Origin of the sequence: Seonamhaeicola sp. (assembly GCF_028281565.1) — a bacterium.
Lineage (GTDB): Bacteria > Bacteroidota > Bacteroidia > Flavobacteriales > Flavobacteriaceae > Seonamhaeicola.
Genome location: NZ_JANQJQ010000016.1, coordinates 228,167 through 248,403 on the forward strand (window position 1 = coordinate 228,167; position 20,237 = coordinate 248,403).

The window sequence follows — 20,237 nt, forward strand, 5'->3', positions numbered from 1 at the left end:
ATACAGTTTAAGTTTAATTGTCTGTTTTATTAAATTAGGAGTTAGTTTTTAATAAACTTTTCTGTTTTGTAGTCTTTTATAGATAGAAAATATAGGGCAGGTTTCAAAGATGAAATATCTATATAGTCCTTGGCCCGTAGCTTTTTTATAACTATACCTCTAATATCTGTTATAGTTGCCGTTACTTCTTGCGAAATATTTTTTAAATGAAGTATGTCATTTGTTGGGTTAGGGAAAACACCAAATTTTTTCAAACCAGCGTCTTTTACACTAGCTGTGTTAGCCAATTCTCCAAATACTTGAATTTCATACAATTGGATATTAAAGTCTTTGGGTGCGTCTTCGACAGTTAATCTAACCTTATTGGTTGTTACCGCCGGAAAATCCTTTAAGTATATTGGGTTTTGATTATTAATTTGATCTATTGCATCAAATGCATTATTCCAATCTGTAGTTGATTCATCCCATATTTGAAATTTGAAATTATAAATAGGATTTTTATAACCGCTATAGCCCGTATATAATCCCAATGCTTTAACATCGTAATCCGCTTCTAAATCAATTTCAATCCATTGAGGATTTGAACTAGTAAAAGTGGCATTATCTGCGCTTACCCATCTACTTGAGTTTCCAATTAAAGTACCATCTACGGCATTAGATGGCGCAAAAGAATTTTTTTGGGAACTAGCGGTAACAGGTTTGTTAAGGGCTATGTTTTCTGAAAGAGGAGGCCTTACATAAAAAGATTGTTCCACAGGTAATGCTTCTCCATATATGTTGTCTCCGGCTTGAGTAGCTCGAATTCGAACAATACCAATACCATTTAAAGACAGTGTGCTACCGGTTATTGTAGCTGGACCATCTAAAATTTGATATGTAACAGGCAGTCCTGATGATGCGGTCGCATTTAAATTAAAATCTGGTGAGCTATCAACCATATCGCTTATAGCATTGAATGTTATGCTTTGTGGCTGTAGAAATGTTGAAGATGTACCTTCTAAAGTTACCACTGCCGTAGTAACACTATAAGGCGTGGTATTAATAAAATATGAAGCCAATGGAGTGGATAATGTTTCATTTTTAACCTCCTGAAAATCTAAAAATTCATCGGTTTTGATTATTTGAATTGATTTTATCCCGTCTGTTTTGAAATCTAATTCAACCTGTTTATTCGAATCATACATATTGAGTATATGAACATAAACAACATCTTCTCCCTCTTTTCTAAAAGATACTGTTTTAAAATAATTGGTATTAATATTGGTTAAATCTCTATTAACACGTTTTGAGCCCAAAGCGTGTGTCGCCGATAAATGCTTAAAACCATAATAAATATTTGTTGGTCCTGGCGTTTTACCCCATGGTGTACCAAGCAATCCGGCATTGTGATCGTAACGCTGGGTATTGGTTAAAAAAGCGAAAAATTTATTACCACCACCATTAAAAAAGTCTATCATGTGTTTAGCGATAGAAGCATTGGTTACAAAATTAGGTGCATATTCTCTATCAGGAAATTGTTCACCAATAACATCAACACCATTTGCTTCATCAACTTGAATTCTACCAGTTTGCTCACTTTGATAAAATGGTTTTCCTTCTGATATATCAAAAGTCGCTTGATAATTAGATTCTTTACTTTTATTATAACCATGAGTACTCACAATATCCACATTCGCCCAGGCATTAGGTCTACTTGCTTTCCAGCCATTAATGAATGTTGGAGGTGATGCTGCACTCCACGTTGCTGGTCCCATTATCAAGGGCATAGGGACATTATTTGTATTATGGCTTCCGTCATTGATCAAAGCCTTAAACTTAGTGGCCGCCTGATCATATAATTCAGTTACTTTGCCATCACCATAACCACGTTCGTTAACAAGTTCTAAAACATCCACTGAATGCCCTCTTACATGATAAGCTTCACAAACTTTAAAATAATAGTCTGCTATTAAATCAAAAATGTTTGGAATACTAGGGTCGTATTCGCCTTTAGACACTTCTAATACGTCAGGTAAATTATTCACACAAATAACAACTTCCACATTGGGGTTATAAATCTTTGCATTGGTAATTGCAGTAGCAATTTTATCATACCCTGCAGAATTATCGGCTGGATATTTGCCATCATAGTTTTTTATTGATGTGAGTTTTAAATCCTCATATAGCATTCTTGATGCTTCCAAACGATTTGCTTGAGTCATACTTAAATAATGGCCTATGTAAAGCCCACAAGACCCACCTGTTCCTGTAAATTCTTGTTCATAAGAATCTGCATCCACACTAATTTTCATTTGGGCCGATAAGCTAATCACCGTAAGAAAAAGTGTTACAGCAGCTATAAAATTATTTTTTTTCATTTTTCTATTTTTTTAAAAACTTAAGTGATAGTTTTTTATTCAACCTTAAAAAGTATAGCCCTGATTCTAAATCGCTAACATCAATACTTCTGTTGGTTAATGTTGCATTGAATTTAACACCCAAAACATTATAAATTTCGGCTGAAGTAACATGCTCGGATCCTTTAATATTTAATAAGCCTTCATTTACAGGGTTGGGATAAATATTGATTAATTTATGTAAGTTGACATCTTCAACACTCAAGCTTGCTGCTTTACCATAAACCTCGATTTCATACAATCTTACACGGCCTAGATCTGGCTCTTTAGTAATATTAAGCTTTACTTTAGTTGTGGTTACTGGAGTAAATGAAAGGGCATATTCACTTGAAGCATTACCAGTTTCATTAATGGTATTTGTCCAATTAGCACCATCCCAGTATTGAAATTGAAAGTCTTCTAAAGGTTTGTTGTATCCTTGATAACCCGTAAATAATCGCAGCCCGTTTATTTCATATTCGCCCGCTAAATCAATTTCAATCCAGTGAGGATAAGAATTATCTTCAGAGGTCAAAGTGACCCATCTTGAGTTGTCATCTAACAAATTACCATCTACAGCTTTAATTCCTGTGTAACCTGCACCAGCATTTTCAGAACTAACTATTAGATTTGCCGTTTTGTTTAAAGCCACATTTTCATGGTCTGGATTAATAACGGTTGTTGATGCATTATCACTGTAAGGAGAGCTGTTTCCGCCTACTACCAATTGCTTGACCCGGTATGTGTAACTTCCAAAACTTACATCTGTGTCTTTATAATAATTGATATCTGCAGTTTCGATACGGGCAATTTCAGTCCATGACCCGCCATTTTCTTTTCGCTCTATTATAACCGCATTTTCTATGTCGGATACATCATCCCAAGTTAATTCAACAGAATAATCTGAGTCGTTAAAGGATGCATTTAGATTAGTAGGTAATGCTAAAGGGTTAAAAGAATTGGCAAACTCCTTTTCTGGATTGAAAGCCATGGGTGATTTGTTGTCCCTGTAAACAATTCCGGTAGCTGTTAAGTTTCCATTATTTAGTGTGTTCCAGTTCCCTCCTAAATATGGGAAAATGCAGTAGCGCTCAACATAAGGTAGATCATCCATCATTTGTATAAAACTATCGACTTTGTTTGCGTTTTCTTGATTTGTTTGTGGCTTGCAGTTTGTCCAGTTTGCACCATTGTTCCATTCCGTTATCCATATAGGTCTGCCAGTTCTTTGATGAACTGCTTGAATAAAATTTTTGAAGTCGTTTGCAGATGCACAACCCCTGTAATAGTGAATAGCAACAAAATCTACGCGATAGTTTCGTTTATCACACTCATCAATAAAATTGTATAACCTGTTTAACCCACCATCGGATGGGGCAGGAGACCCAAGGCGTAAACCAGACTCTAAAAGTCTAGGCCATTGTTCAATCATTTCATCAACAGTAGCATCTGCTTGGTCCGGACGATCGGGCTCATTGTAGCCAAGCATTTGAGTAGAGCCTTCTATTGAAGTGAATTTTCCAAAACTAGGCCAACTTAAATTATGCTTTATGGGGATATATTCTGCATTTAAGCCAGAGGTTTTATTCGCGTTCCAATTATAAGTCCAAGCGCTATTTGTGCTAGACGCATTCCCTGGGTGTCCTTTTTTATGTGGCCATCGCCAAGGAATTACTCTTGCAAACGAGACTTTTCCAACTAAACCATCTGGCATTGTATTTACTACCAAATCGTTATCATGCGCTATAAACACTTTACTGTATCCGGTACCATTTTCATTTTGAGCCATTGTAACATAGTAACCTCTTTTCACTTTAAAAGAACTTACAGCATCATTAAAAGTACCCAGTTCGGCAACTTTGTTGTAAGTATATGGGGTTAACTTCATTGAGTTACCGGTAAGATTTGGACCATCAAAAATTTCAACTGCTTCATAGGTAGGGCTATGAGGTATAATGACACAGCCATTTACATATTGAACAATTCTAACATTTTGGTTTAGAACTGCCGGATGCCCATAAGCTTTTATAAGTGGTAAATAATTGTCTCTAGCGTTAATTGGTGAAATATTGTCAAGCCTTAACCAGGCATTTTCAGAGTTTATATTTACAGAACTAAATTTTAAAGGTATATCAGCTTCTTGAGCTGTTACAATTAATTCTGAAGCATCATTTAAAGTAATATTAAGATAATTTAATTGGTATTTTACACGACTATGATTACTTGTATACGTTTCATTTGTTATAGTTGGACCGTTCAGAACTATAGCATAGATTCTAACTGAAGCATCAGGAGCCGTTACCCGTACTTGATGTGATGATGTAACAACTGTGTCATTGTTTGAAATAACACCTGTATCGTCGGTAATATGAAAGTTAGAACCAGCTTCAACAGTTATAGCTTTACTTAATTGAATTACTGTTGAAGGATGCGGTATACCTTCAATAGTTGATGTTGTTTCATTAACCGTCCCGACTGTCAATGAAATAATGCTAGAAAAATTCGAAAATGAATTGCTCTTAATAATATTCTTCAAAACAGCATTTGAAAACGTTTTATTCGAGTTTAAATTTTTAGGAAAGCTCCAGTTAATGGTTAAGGTAATTAATAAGAGGAGTAGTTTTAGTTTCATAATTTAATTTTTAACAATTCTAGAAGGTATTTAAAGAATATCTTAACCGAATGAGGTAACGTTTTTAGAATGTCCGGTTAATAATCAAACTGAGTATTATCCTGATATTTATTGTGCCTTGATAAATCAATCCAAAAGCAAATATCTTATTATCTTCCAAGGGACCAAATTAACAAGACTTAATTGCAACCTAGTGACACCATATTGAGACATCTATGCAAATGCGTAAGCAGGAATTCGGTGAAAGGTGGTGTTGACGGGGTATAATGTTCTTTGTCAGACCCTTAGGGCTAATGAAATTACTGACTTAATTTTCTTAGATTATTTTATGTCTGCAACCTATAGGTACCTTTTTGAGACGGAGGAGCCAATTATAATAATAAACATTTTTCAAATTTGTTATCACTAGCGCATAAGGACGTTAACAATGCAGGGTGAAAGCATAATGGCGTTAGTAATGCGGGACTAAATAAGGTATTAACTAAAATTTGATAAGAATGAAAACAAAAATTACATTTTTTAAAACAGTTTTTTTAATTACAGCGCTGTTTGCATTAACAATTTTACAGGCTCAAACACTTGTTGCTCATTATGAGTTTAATGGAGATTTAACTAGTTCCGGAGGAACCTATTCTGACGACTTAACACCACATTCCGCTAATGATGGTGTAACAACTTTTTCTCCTTTTTTCACCTACACAAATGACAACAATTCTAACTCTAATGCTGCGGTTAATATAGCTTTAACAGGTGCTACCAGTGGAGGTAATCCAACCGAAGATAGACCATTGCATTTGAGAGGAACTAATAATTTCTCTATAAGTGGCGGAAGTAGTCGTACTTATGCCATGTGGATAAAAGTTCCTGCAATTGGGGATAATAATAATGGTATAGGGCTTATTGATAATGGCATAACATCAGCTGGAGAAAGATTTACAATGCTTTTGAATAGAGTAGATGGAAATGGAGGTGTTACTCCAAGAGCGGTAAATGTGGGCGTTAATGGCTGGGGGACATCAGGAACAACGGCCGTTGCTGAAGATGTTTGGACTTTTATAGCCATGACTTATTTAAATAATACAGATGGTTCGCCTGATGCTAATGGAACAATCTCTGTCTATTTAACTGATGGAGCAGATGTAACTACCTCAGATTTTTCGGCAGAACCAGGTCAAGTAATTAATACAGCTTCCACTCCATTATATATAGGAATGTCAATTAATAATTTTGTTAAAAGAGGGTTTATTGGAGATATGGCTGATGTAAGAGTTTATGAGGGAGCACTTTCTGTAGCACAGATAAACCAGGTTAAAAATGGGAGCACCCTAGGCGTTGAAGATGAAGGCTTTGCTGAAAATGAATTAAAAGTTTTTCCCAATACTGTAACTGATTATTTAAATATAAAAACCTCAGTTTCTGGTAGACCGCATATAACAGTTTACGATTTAGTAGGTAAAGTAGTTAAAAAAGATTTTTCTGAGAAAATTGATATGAGAGACTTGCCTTCTGGTTTATATATTATTAATGTAAGAGCTGGTAATAAAGCAGGTAGCTTAAAAATTATCAAAGAATAGTTTGTTTTTTTGATGTTTTAGTGTTTTAAAAGGGTGCTAAATAGCACCTTTTTTTAATAATGGCTAATAATTGTTAGATATAGATTAAGAAAAATTATTATGATGAAAGGAATTATGTTAATACGGGGTCTAATACCTGTGTTTTGGATATTGGGAGTCTCTGTATTTGCACAAGGCCCTCCCAAACCTAATATTATATTGATTATAGCAGACGACCAAGGGTGGTCTCAAGTTAGCACTGGAAAAACAAACTTAAATAACCCAAGCGATTTTTACGAAACCCCTGTATTGGACAGATTGGCAAATGAAGGTATAACGTTTCCGCATGCATATGCTAATGGTGCTAATTGTGCGCCAACCCGTGCTGCCATATTAAGTGGGCAATATGCAGTAAGATCTACTAATGATGTATATGCTGTAGATAATTTAAATAGAAAAAATGGTAAAACAACAACACTATGCGGACCAACAATGGGTATATCAAATGGACAGGATGAACTACCAGAAGGAGCCATAACCATTGCCGAAACTTTGAAAACAGCTGGGTATATAACAGCACATTTTGGTAAGTATCATGTTGGAGGGTCTATAAACTCTAATAGACCCCAGGATCAGGGGTTCGATTTCAACTACGGAGGAGGTTCAGCTGGCAATCCGGGCACTTACTTCGCTTCAAATTCTGGTGGATGGAAGTTTAGTGGTAATATAGGCGTGGAGTTAGATCCTTTTGCGCAACCATATACAGAAACGGAATCTCAATTACTAGCCAAAAACAGTTCACTTACTGGTACTAAAAAACATGTTACAGATGCTTTAGCTGAAGCAGGTTTGGAGTTTATTAATAATAATAAGGAAGCGCCTTTTTTTATGTATTTTAGTCAATATGCAATACATGGCCCTTATAATACAGCTAATGCCAGACCTGACTTAGTATTAAAATATCAAACAAAAAAAGCAAATAATCCTAGTCAGATAGGGCATCATAATGTTGGCCAAGGAGCTATTTTGGAAGGGATGGATCAAACTATTGGAAGAATTATAAATTATTTAGAAAATACCGACGACCCCAGAAACGAAGGGCATAAACTATCAGAGAACACTTTGGTATATTATGTGTCTGACAATGGGGGTACGGTAAGTACGGATGATAATGGTCCATTAAAAGGAAAGAAAGGCGAACTAGATGAAGGTGGTATTCGTTCCGTTACGTTGGTCTGGTCTCCTGGTTTGGTGGCCAATCCTGGCACCATAATAGATACGCCGGTTTTAACTTTTGATACTTATCCTACATTTGCCGAACTTGCGGGAGCTTCTTTGCCCAGTAATTATGCTATTGATGGTGTTAGTCTCTTGCCTATTATTAATGGAACGGATATTAATATGGATAGGGGTTCCTTATTTTGGCATTTCCCTGGGTATTTATTAACAAACGGAAGAAATGCAAGACCAGAAACCTGCATTAGAAAAGGCGATTATAAGCTCAGATATACTTATGAAGATCAAAACTATCGTTTATATAACTTAATTAGTGATATGAGTGAAAGTACCAATTTGATTGATGAAACTAATAGTCCTACTCAAGCAGATAGGTTAAAGGCAAAAGAACTAAGTACGGAATTAAGAAATTATTTAATAGATACTAATGCTAAGCTACCATTATTGCAAAATGCAAATGGAAGTTGTTCTTCAACTGAGGTAGAATTACCAGAAATTTATACTCAAGGTATTTTGTCGTTTAAAGATTTTGAAATGAAATCTAGTGTAAAAGTTTTTCCAAACCCCTTTAATTCGGAACTAAAATTTGATTTAACAAGCTTAAATATAAATTCAGACGATATTCATATACTGCTAACAGATATTACCGGTAAGAAGGTATATTCTAGAACTGAAAAATTTAATAAAAATATTATTTTACATGATATAAATATTACCAAAGGGTTATACTTTGTTGAATTAAGAATTGGAACAAACAAAATCGTTAGAAAATTATTGAAAAACTGATGAATAAGTATAGTTGAGCAAGTTAAAAGTTTACCTGCACTTGTTTTGCTTACAAAGGTCTATAATTGCAAATGAGTTTATTGATTTATGTAGTTGGCAAATTATTGAGCCTGAATTGAATTGTGATTATCATCATCATCATCATCATAATAATAATAATAATAAAATTATTGTTAGTAGATAATATTTTTACTTCTTAATGAATTTTTTAATCAAGACTTCATTGTTTATATCAAATTTCAACAATAAAAAGTAATAACCAGAATTCAATTTCGATACCGATATATTTACATTATTCATGCCAGCATTAACATTAGTGCCTGCTTCATTTGTATATACTTTTTGTCCAGAAATATTATATATATTGGCAGTATATGTAGCTTTTTCTAAACTGGTAATAGAACCCATTAGTGTGTCTTTGACTGGATTTGGATAGATTTTTAAGTTAAACTTTAATGGTTTTACATTTTGAATGGATAATGTATTTTTTTTAAAATACATACTGTTTGGAATACTGGTTTTTGAAATCTCTGAACTAGAAATTTTTAAGTCTAAAGCAGGCGTTATATTGTCGTTTTGTTGGTAGTAAATTCTAATTGGATGCTTGCCAGCTTTGAGGTGTAATGTTGTTGATACCTCTGAAGGAGTAAACTCAAAATCATTATCAAGGGCATGAATGTCATGGATCATAACATGGCACTTTGAGGCAGATTTTAAATAAAACGTATAGGTTCCATCTACTGGAATGTCAAGGAATCCAGAATGCGATATGCCAAAATTTGATGTCAAACCACCTGTTGATAAGTCTATTCCCAATGTCTCTTCATTGCTAATAGGTGTTAAAAACTCAAAATTTGGTACCCAATCTGCTTCACCTATAAATACGCTTTTGGCTAGCCCACTTGAAAGTCCGGATATTGGAATACTTGGTATTAATTCATTATCATAAGGACGACTTGCAGTACTTTCATTCGTTCTAACCTGAAGTACTCTATCTAGCATTTTTTGTTGTAACTCAGTCATAGTAGATGCCAAATTGGTTGTCTCCCTTTCATCATTTACAACATCATAGATTTCAAAGTAATCCGAATGTCTCTGAATGTTATATCTAACACCTTTATAATCTCCCATTCTTATTACTTGCATTTGGTTTCTACGTCTAAGTCTCTTAGAGGCTTCGAAATCTGAATAATTTGGCGTAGAGCCATTATTTTGATATTCAAGATAAATGTAACCCTTGTCCTTTTGGTTAGTATTATCTTGTTTTAAAGAAGGTACAAGAGACGTTCCGTCAGTATAAATGGGGATTGAAACTTGAGCTAATTCAGCAAATGTTGCAAACCAATCCCATTGGCCAGAGGGAAAAGTAACTGTTGAATTAGCAGGAATCACACCAGGATATCTTGCAATGGTTGGCATTTTAATACCGCCTTCCCACATATCTCGTTTTATTCCATTTAAATTAGCATAAGACTGAAAAGCTTGTCCTACGCCATTACTTGAGTGAGGTCCATTATCTGATGAAAATACAATTAAAGTTTCATTGTCAATATTTAAATCTTTTAGTAATTGAATGATGTCTTCAACGGCATTATCAACACGACGAATCATAGTTGCAAACTTCTTTTCATTATCCGTCCAGCTTGTTGTTGCATAATCAGGATGAATATAGGAGTTTGGTATTCCAGAAGCAGTATTTACCCATGGTGTTGGCGATGTTGAGCTTGTCCATTGCAAACCTCCATTTAAACCTCTTCCGCTAGGGTAGACTTGTGTAGGGGTTTCCAAAGCTGTGTGAGGGACATCATAGGCTAGATATAAGAAAAAGGGTTGCTCAGGTCTTTTACTTTCATGCTCTACAATCCATTGTTTTGATTTTGCTGTAAAAACATCAGTAGTATAGGTTAAGTCGGTTCCCTCTAGTATTTTGGTATAGCCATCAGTAAAGAATGATTCTTTACCTGTAGTTCCATTTTGAGGATAATGAATATGCCCTTGGTTGTGATATAAAAACCCATAAAATTGTTCAAAACCTCTTTTTAATGGATGAGCTGGAAGTCCTGAATTACGTGGGCCAGCAGTTCCGTTTTTACCAACATGCATGGTTCTGTAACCTGATTTAGATAACATTTGCGCTAAGGTCAAGCTATTTTTAGAAGCCTTATCAAATTGATTATTTCGAACGCTTGAATGTCCCTGACTGAGGCCTTCTAAAAATGATGCTCTTGATGGCGCACAAACAGGAGCGGCTGTATAATGATGGGTAAGCATAGCACCTTCGTTAGCCATTTTATCTAACTGGGGGGTTGCCATTTTTTTATTTCCAGTTCTTAGATTTTGCCAAAAATTACCTAAATCACCATAACCTAAATCGTCCAATAATATATATATGATATTTGGGCCATTGTTTGGTTTTGGAGTATCTGCATAACTTTTATTGCCGTTACCTGGAAAAAGTTTTATAAGTGTTTCTTCTCCAGTTTCTGAAATAAAAATATTATCATCTTCAACTGCTGGAGAACTACCCACAGTTATATTGGATAAATAGTTATTGCGAACAAAATCAGCGGATATATTTTTTAAAAACAGTATTCCTGAATAATCAGGATCAATGCTGATAGTTGAACCTTGTAAAGGATCTGTAGCACTGTTAAGAGTAATGTGGGTGTCATTTTTTAAATCAATATTTAGATCCACAAGTTTATTAGTTGTAATTGTGCCTCCAAATGCTTCTAAAGTACTTTTTTGCCCGGTACTTGGAGTAAAAGACTCAATCCTATCTCCAATAAGGCTACCTCCGTGGATAGTTAGTGTATTTCCCCCTAAAAGCAAACTGCCGTTGAAACCACTAGAACCACCTACAGTACCATTATTAATTAACAAATTAAATGTTATTGGTGTATTCTTATCTATTTGAGGTGGAGGGTTTTCATTATCACTCCAATTTCCAATGTTAAAAAGTGAAACACCATCCGCATTTCCTGTCCAAGTATAAGTTTGAGCAGTTAAGTTAGTTGTTATTATTATTCCAATAATGAGTACGTATAATTTCATTGAAATGATTTTTTTCAAAATTAATTGCTTATAGATTAAAATATGTCTCTTATATGTTATTCACATGTTGCATATTTTAATGAAATGATATAAACTTGATGTTTTTAAGTATATGGAAGAGAGTTGATAGGAGCTAAAATGTTTTATGTATTATTTGCTAATTGCAATTCTAAAATACCGATTTCGACTTTTGAAGGGACTAGGTTTTTTCCCAAGGAACATATCGCTGTTCATGAGCCTATTGCAGAAACTATAATTGTTTGAATTTTAAATAGACTATATTCCTAATTAGCTTTATTTCGAGTTTTTATTTTGGTGTGTAATCAGCTTGTTTTCGTTTCAATCTCCAATTTTACTATCTTTTTGAAACTTTAGGCTTTCATCTATTTCTCTTTTGTCTTTAATAAGTAGGGCACTACCTTTTCAGTTTGTGTTATTTTGTTGGTGTCATGGTAATTTATTATTCCTTACAAAACCTTTTTAGGTTTTGAAAATCTGGTTGATTATTAGAGTTTTAACAACTATAGACTATTCACAAAAAAGCAGAGTAGAAGATCAAGTCTAACTTTTCAATTATACAATTTGCAACCTGGCGATACCTTATTGAGACATAGAAAGTCATATACATGGTTAATTAAATATAGATTTGCCGGTAAACTAAATCTAAATAGAATTATGAAGAAAAAACAGGTCATGTTTTTATTGCTGCTACTGAGTTCTATATCAGTTATAGCGCAAACAACATTAACGGGTAAGGTAACAGATGCTTCTAATGTTCCTCTTCCTGGGGTTAATGTTATTATTAAGGGAACAACACAAGGAACAACAACAGATTTTGATGGGAATTATTCAGTTCTAACATCGACAGGAGATATTTTGGAATTTTCTTATCTGGGATTTGTAAGCCAAAGTATTAGTGTTGGAGATCAAACTCAAATTAATGTTATATTAAATGAAGATGTTGCTAAACTAGATGAAGTAGTGGTAGTAGGTTATGGGACACAGAAAAAAATTAGTGTTACAGGTTCTGTAGCTACTCTAAAAGTAGAAAATATTGTTGAGCAGCCTGCTAGTAACGTTAAAAATTTACTTGTGGGTCAAGTACCTGGTTTGGTTACAAATCAAAATCCCGGACTACCTGGAGCGGACAATGTAGATTTAAGTGTAAGGGGTTTTGGTAATCCGCTAGTGATAGTAGACGGTGTAGAATCAACACTTGATAGATTAGATCCTAATGATATTGAAAATATTTCCGTTTTAAAAGACGCCTCGGCTGCAATTTATGGAGCTAGAGCAGGTAATGGAGTTATTTTGGTAACTACAAAAAGGGGAACTAAGGGTAAGATGACTGTTAACTATCATGGATGGACCGGTACTCAAGCTCCGGTTGCGTATAATAAAAAATCTAATGCAGTAAACTACATCTTACGTGGAAGAGAAGCCCTTTTTAATGAGCAATATGACCCTAATAACCCTAATGCAACAATTGACTATGGTACGGGAAATTTCACTGATGAAAATTTACAGAAATTCATCGATTCGGGAGAGAGTTATGATTGGGTTGATGCAACCCTTCGTAGTTCTGGAGCTTCAATAGCTCAACATAATTTTAATTTTAATGGAGGAAGTGATAAAGTAAGATATTATACCTCACTGGGAACCCTTTCACAAACTGGTATATTTAGAGGAGATTACGATTATAAAAAACTCAATGTAACAAACAATCTTGATGTGGAGCTTACTAATAACTTAAGTCTAAAATTTAACAGTTCCTATATATATGAAGAACAAGATTATGCTTTTACTCCAATAAATAGAATTTGGAATGATTTAGATACGGCACAACCTGTATTTAGAACATCCCTTCCTAATCCAGATTTAGCTCCTTATTCGGGGTTTAGCGAGCGTTCTCCGGTAGCTAGAACGTTTAAAAAATGGGCAGGTTATAACTATACCGAAAAAAACACATTAGCGGCCGCTATAGATTTAAATTATAAAACACCTTTTATAGAAGGTTTAAGCTTAGGTCTTAGAGTTAATTTTAGACATAGGGCTTTTTATAATGAAACATTTGAAAAACCTTATACAGTTTGGTCTTATGATCCTGATGATAATGATATAGAAAGAGTTGATGGTTATAAAAACGAAGGTGAGTTATTGCCTAATAATTTTTCTAAAAGATATTTCTCTGGAACAACAAATGGCAGACCGGATGCGAGATTTAGATTGTTGTACAGGGGAACCGCTAACTACAGCAAAAATTTCAATAAACATGCATTTGGAGTTTTAACCTTTCTTGAAAAAGAAGATAATACGTATAGAACAATATTTTCCACGACAAGGGACAATTTATCTTTACAAAATCCGGATATTGACGCCACAGATGATGCTTTGACTACTGTGGGAGGAACAGGTATAGATACGGAGTATACTCGAATAAGTGCTGCAGGAAGAATAAATTATGCTTATGATAACAAGTATTTATTAGAAGCCACCCTTCGTGCAGATGCAAGTTCTAAGTTTGGGTCTAATAACAGATGGGGGTTCTTTCCATCAGTTTCTATGGGATGGAATATTGCTAAGGAAAACTTTTTATTGGACAACAATACCATAAATCAATTAAAGCTCAGGCTGTCTTATAGTCAAACGGGTATTGATAGTAATGTTGGTAATACACAGTTCGACTATTTAACCGGATTTACGATACAAGATGGTTCGTATATTTTAAATGGAAATGCAGTTCCACTTATCGGAACAGCTGGAGTGGTAAATGAAGATATAACATGGGAAACAACGACCTTATACAATATTGGGTTGGATGTGACCCTTTTTAGTGGCAAAGTTAATGCTAGTATAGATGGTTTTTACCGGGCGAGAAAAGATATTTTGGCAGAAGCTATAGAATCTTTTCCAACTACATTTGGTGCTAATTTGCCAGATTCAAATATCAATTCAGATAATACAAGAGGTTTAGATGTTGCATTGGGTTATAAAGGACATATAGGTGAGGAGTTTAAATTTTCATTAAATGGAGTGTTTGGTATTCACAAAAAAAGATGGGACCATTTTGAAGAAGATATTGATGAAAATGATCCAATTCAAGTAAAATATGACCAACGATCAGGGAGAAATAAAAATATAACCTGGGGCTATCAAACAGCTGGTCTTTTTAATACTCAAGAAGCTGTAGATGAATATATTGCGGCCTATGATTTATCAAATTTTGACGGTGGTGATTTACCAAGACCTGGAGATTTTATATATGTAGATACCAATAATGATGGAGTGCTTGACACTTCAGATAGAGTAAATATTGGTTATGGAACATCTGCGGAGGTCACATATTCATTAAATACAAATTTTGAATATAAAGGGGTTTCATTGAACATGCTTTGGCAGGGAGCAAGTAATGTGAAAGTAACCGCCGGAGGTATATTAAGAGCGCCTTTTGGAAATGAACAATCATCCTTAGAGCTACATGATAAATATTCTTGGAGACAAGATCCAGCAAATCCTGGTGTTAATATAAACCCTAACGCTATTTTGCCGGCATTTGAAACAGGTTCTAGACAGTGGAATAGCCAACTTAATGATTTTTGGGTACTGGATGGTACTTATGTTAGGTTAAAAGCAGCAACATTGAGTTATAGTCTTGATAGTAGTTTATTAGATAAAATAGGGTTCAATAGGTTTGAATTATATGTGTCCGGAGATAATTTATTCACGTTGTCCAAATTAGGAATTTTCAAAGATGGTATTGACCCAGAACAGGCGAATAATCCAAGTGCTAATAGTTTACCTGTGCTAAGAACATATACTCTAGGATTAAGATTAAGTATTTAAAAAAATAGTTATGAAAAAAATATTTTATTTATTGGTAATCACAACTTTTACTTTTAGTTGTGAGTCGGAGTTGGAAAAAGTGGCTCCGTTTATTTCTGAAGATTCCGTTTTCGAGGAAGCCAGACTTACAGAAGCTTATATTGCAGAACTTTATGATGATTTAAGGTTCTTTGATACACGTCAGTCTCACTCTATCGGCATAATTTCTTGTATGGGAGGCGAATATACGGCTTTAGCCAATTGGCAATCGCCAAATCAAGCAGTTAGAAGAAACTATAGTCCCGAAAATGGTTCTGCAAATATGGATTTTTGGGCATATGAAACACTAAGGGAATTGAATACCTTTATTGAAGGTATTGTTACAAGTAGTTCTTTTTCCCAAGAATATATTAATACAAAATTGGCCGAAGCAAAATTTTTAAGAGCCTATTTATTTTTTGATATGGTAAGACGATATGGGGGTGTGCCTATTATAACTACTCCTCAAACCGAAGATGATCCCATAGAAGAATTATATCCGGCTAGAAATTCAGAACAGGAAGTATATGACTTTATTTATAATGAACTTGAAGAAACAAAGTCTTTGTTTACAAATACTAAAACAGGGGCTGTTGGTCAGGCGGATAAGTATGCCGCAATGGCTTTACAGAGTAGAGCCATGTTATATGCCGGGAGTATAGCTACTTTTGGTGATGTTCAATTGAATGGCTTGTTAGGTATACCGGCCTCGGAAGCCGAAGCTTATTACCAAAAAAGTTATAATGCTTCCAAAGAACTAATAGATTCAGGAATGTTTTCACTTTATAACGTGTCTTCTGACCCCGTAAAAAACTTCTCGGATATGTTTTTAGTAGAAGGTAATGATGAAGTTATTTTTGCCGAAGTTTTTGAACCTATAACTCATGGTCATTCTCTAGATTTGTTAGGTACACCAGAAGGATTTCCTGGAACATGGAACTCCAATTGGCAGGTTAATTATGACATTGTAGAAAGGTTTGAGTTTATGGATGGAAGACCGGATATTGATCGAGCAGATTTGAATTCTACTAACCTCTGGGATGTTGATGACTTTTTTGGCAATAGGGATCCAAGGTTAAGAGCTTCTGTTTTTTATCCGGAATCTGTTTACGAAGGTTTAACCCTTTATTTTCATTCGGCGTCTATAGTTAATGGTAACGAGGTAACGTCAGGTACAGTAATAAATGTCAATAATGAAGCTATACCTGCAGCCGGAGGTTCTAGAATGACAAGAAGATCTTCTATGCTTTTGCGTAAAAAATTAAATCTCTCAGCTTATGCTGCCATTGCTGATAATTCGGGACAAGACATGTATGTATTTAGATATGGCGAAATTTTGTTAAACTATGCGGAAGCTTCTCACTATCTTGGAAAGTTTGATGAATCCAAAGAGGCTGTTAATCAAATAAGAACAAGGGCAGGAATGTTTCTTAAGGATGTTGTTGGGGAAGAAGAAATTAGAAGAGAAAGAGAGGTTGAACTTGCTTTTGAAGAACATAGATACTGGGACATGAAGCGCTGGAGGCTCGCAGATACTGATTTGAACCAAAATAAAAAGGGTTGTACATTCAAATATTATCCAGATCAGGACCTTTATACTATTGAGTTAAGAAATGACGTAATTGGTAATAATAGAAGGAGGTTTGGAGAGGAACGTTATTATTTGCCTTTAAGAAGTGAATGGATAGCTGATAATCCAAAACTTTTACAAAACCCGGGATACTAATAAAAGGTCATAAAATTAATATTAAATAATTATGGATGAAGATTGTAATCTTCATCCATAATTGTAAGATTCAAAAAATGCTTAACAAAATAGTTAATTTTATCACCATAGGTTTCTTGCTTATAGGGCTTATGTCATGTAGTTCAAAAACTTCGACAAAAAAACCTTTAGTACTAAACTCTGCAGAGAAAAGCGAACGATTACCAAATATCATTTACATAATGGCAGATGATTTAGGTTATGGCGATTTAGGGGTGTATGGACAAGAAAAAATAAAAACGCCAAACCTCGATAAAATGTCATCAGAAGGTATGTTGTTTACACAGCATTATTCAGGCTCTACTGTATGCATGCCATCAAGAGCATCACTTTTAACAGGCAAACACATGGGGCATTCTACTGTACGAGGTAACCCTAGGTGGACGTCTACCGGTAAGCCCGTGGATATTAAAGATGAAGATATTACTGTTGCGGAAGAACTAAAGAGAGTAGGCTATAAAACTGGTATTATTGGTAAATGGGGACTCGCAGAAGGAGATGAAACAGGCATGCCATTAAAACAGGGTTTCGATTATTTCTACGGCTATAGAAGACATGGGCCAGCACATCATTACTATCCAAAGGAATTATGGGAAAACAATGAATCATTTGATACTGGTAATAATACCAAAGAAAAACGAGGCACTTACTCACATGATACATTTGCTGAAAAGGCAAAACAGTTCGTGACAGAAAACAAGGAAAATCCATTCTTTTTGTATTTAGCATTTACAATTCCGCATTATGAATTGACCGTGCCAGAGGAATCAAAAATGCCGTATCAGACGTTAAACTGGGAAGAACGGGACTTAACAAAAAAAAGAAGTAATTACTATCACGATAAGGATGGGCATGTGTCTTATGCAGGTATGATTTCTAGGATGGATAGGGATATTGGAGACCTCTTAAAATTGTTGGATCAACTTAATTTGTCAGATAATACATTAATTGTTTTCACAAGCGACAATGGGCATGAATTCGATAAAGATTTTTTTAATAGTAACGGTGCTCTTAAAGGTAAAAAGAGAGACCTTTATGAAGGAGGCATTCGAATTCCTTTTATAGTTAAATGGCCCAATAAAGTTAAACCTAACACAAAAACAGATCATATTTCCGCATTTTGGGATTTTTTGCCAACAGTTTGTGATATTGTAAATATTGAACCAACGGATAAATCTATTGATGGAATTTCTTATTTGCCAACGCTTATTGGAGAAACCCAGAAACAACATGATTACCTTTATTGGGAATTTAATGAAAGTAAAGGCCCTGTTCAAGCTATCAGGAAGGATAATTGGAAAGCTGTTAAGTATCTCGATAAAGATTTAGAATTGTACGATTTATCGATTGATTTAGGCGAAGAGAATAACCTGGCAAAAGAGAATCCTGAAATGGTTAAGGAAATGGAAAACCTCTTGATAGAGGCAAGAACGGAGGATGCAAATTTTCCATTGGATTACCATGAAAGAGTTAAAAACAAAATGGCAAAATAAGAATAAAAACATGAAAAATTATGTGCTAATAATATGGATTTTGTTTTTAACAAATTGTGGGTCGCAAGAAAAAGAAGTTGCAGAAGAAAAGTTAAACGATTATAATATTTTATGGATTGTAGCAGACGATTTAGGTATAGATTTAGGTTGTTATGGTAATAAATTAATACGTACCCCAAATTTAGATAAGTTTGCTTCAGAGTCTGTGAGATATGAGAATTTGCATACTACTACAGCAGTTTGCTCACCAAGTAGATCAGGACTTATCACTGGTATGTACCCTGTAACTATTGGGGTACATCAACACCGAACCCGTTTTAAAAGGAAATTACCAGATAGTATAAAACCTATAACAGAATACTTTAAAGAAGCTGGTTATTTTGTGACAAATGGAAGAGGAAATAAAAATGATAAAGGTGGTAAAACAGATTATAATTTTGATACTAAAGGAATAAAAATGTATCAAGCAGGTCATTGGAGCAAACGAGCAGAAGGACAAAAATTCTTCTCGCAAGCACAAATATTTTTCCCTCACAGACCCTTTCATGAAGATTCTTTGCACCCTGTAAATCCTGACCTGGTAACATTACCACCCTATTATCCTAACCACCCTCTAGCAAAGAAAGATTGGGCTTTGTATTTAGAAACTGTTCAGCATGTTGACGAAAGTTTTGGGAAGATAATAAAACAGTTAGAAGAAGAAGATTTATTAGATAAGACAATTATTTTCTTTTTTGGAGATCAGGGGAGACCACATTTGCGTGCAAAACAGTTTATGTACGACTCAGGTACTAATACCCCATTAATGATTAGGTATCCAGATGGTTATGGAGCAGGTACCGTTTCAGAAGAATTGGTAAGCAATATAGATATTCCAGCGGCAACTTTAGCTTTGGCGGGCATAGAGAAACCAAGCTATATGCAGGGACAGGATTTTTTATCAGAGGATATAGAAAGAAAATATACCTATAGTATGCGTGACAGACGTGACGAAACTGTAGACAGAATACGTTCAGTGCGTTCCAGCAAGTTTAAGTATATAAAGAATTATTATACAGACAGACCTTATACACAGTTTAATGCTTATAAAGAAATGCGTTATCCAATGCTGCCTTTAATGAGTCAAATGCTCAAAGAGGGTAAACTAAATGATGTTCAAAAACGCTTTATGAGCAACTATAGACCCGCCGAAGAATTATATGATCTGGAAAACGATCCTTTTGAAACTATAAATCTAACAGAGAATGAAGTTTATAAAGAGGAATTGGAAAAAATGAGAAGTGTTCTAAGTGAATGGATATCAAAGAATGATTTAGGTGAGTATCCCGAACCACAGGAAGAAATCGATGCTGCATCAAAAGAGGCCGCAAGAAGGTATCGTAAAACCTCTAAAGAACGGGGGTTAGAAAATGCAACACATAAACAATGGGTGGAGTATTGGGAAGAAAGGTATAACATAAAATAGAAATAGTCTTTTAATAA

The 20,237-nt window shown here is 34.7% G+C and carries 9 protein-coding genes; 6 read left to right on the plus strand and 3 right to left on the minus strand.

The genetic code is table 11. The features are described from left to right. Positions 1–41: 41 nt before the first annotated feature. Complete coding sequence (locus Q0983_RS08780) at positions 42–2,357, minus strand: discoidin domain-containing protein (RefSeq protein WP_299551500.1); 2,316 nt, start codon at positions 2,355–2,357, stop codon at positions 42–44. Positions 2,358–2,361: 4 nt separating this feature from the next. Continuing rightward, entirely contained in the window at positions 2,362–5,007 is a 2,646-nt protein-coding gene (locus tag Q0983_RS08785) for a glycosyl hydrolase (RefSeq protein ID WP_299551502.1), read from the minus strand. 497 nt (positions 5,008–5,504) lie between these two features. Here Q0983_RS08785 and Q0983_RS08790 point away from each other — a divergent pair, with 497 nt between their 5' ends. Beyond that, positions 5,505–6,581, plus strand: a complete 1,077-nt coding sequence (locus Q0983_RS08790) for a LamG-like jellyroll fold domain-containing protein (protein WP_299551505.1) — start codon at positions 5,505–5,507, stop codon at positions 6,579–6,581. A 99-nt stretch (positions 6,582–6,680) separates the two neighbouring features. After that, the gene (locus tag Q0983_RS08795) at positions 6,681–8,582 is read left to right on the plus strand and encodes a sulfatase-like hydrolase/transferase (RefSeq protein ID WP_299551508.1); all 1,902 of its coding nucleotides are present in this window, start codon (positions 6,681–6,683) and stop codon (positions 8,580–8,582) included. A 189-nt stretch (positions 8,583–8,771) separates the two neighbouring features. Here Q0983_RS08795 and Q0983_RS08800 read toward each other — a convergent pair whose 3' ends face one another. Further along, entirely contained in the window at positions 8,772–11,654 is a 2,883-nt protein-coding gene (locus tag Q0983_RS08800; protein WP_299551511.1) for a sulfatase-like hydrolase/transferase, read from the minus strand. A 657-nt stretch (positions 11,655–12,311) separates the two neighbouring features. On the opposite strand from Q0983_RS08800, the gene Q0983_RS08805 reads away from it, so the two are divergent. The 4 genes from Q0983_RS08805 to Q0983_RS08820 are packed head-to-tail and all read left to right on the plus strand — an operon-like array spanning position 12,312 to position 20,220. Continuing rightward, entirely contained in the window at positions 12,312–15,479 is a 3,168-nt protein-coding gene (locus Q0983_RS08805) for a TonB-dependent receptor (RefSeq protein WP_299551514.1), read from the plus strand. Positions 15,480–15,489: 10 nt separating this feature from the next. Further along, positions 15,490–17,223 (plus strand): RagB/SusD family nutrient uptake outer membrane protein, encoded by a 1,734-nt coding sequence (locus tag Q0983_RS08810; RefSeq protein WP_299551517.1) that lies wholly within the window; start codon positions 15,490–15,492, stop codon positions 17,221–17,223. Between the two features lie 35 nt (positions 17,224–17,258). Continuing rightward, the gene (locus Q0983_RS08815; RefSeq protein ID WP_299551520.1) at positions 17,259–18,755 is read left to right on the plus strand and encodes an arylsulfatase; all 1,497 of its coding nucleotides are present in this window, start codon (positions 17,259–17,261) and stop codon (positions 18,753–18,755) included. A 10-nt stretch (positions 18,756–18,765) separates the two neighbouring features. Beyond that, on the plus strand, positions 18,766–20,220 hold the full coding sequence (locus tag Q0983_RS08820) for a sulfatase (RefSeq protein ID WP_299551524.1): 1,455 nt from the start codon (positions 18,766–18,768) through the stop codon (positions 20,218–20,220). Positions 20,221–20,237 lie beyond the last annotated feature (17 nt).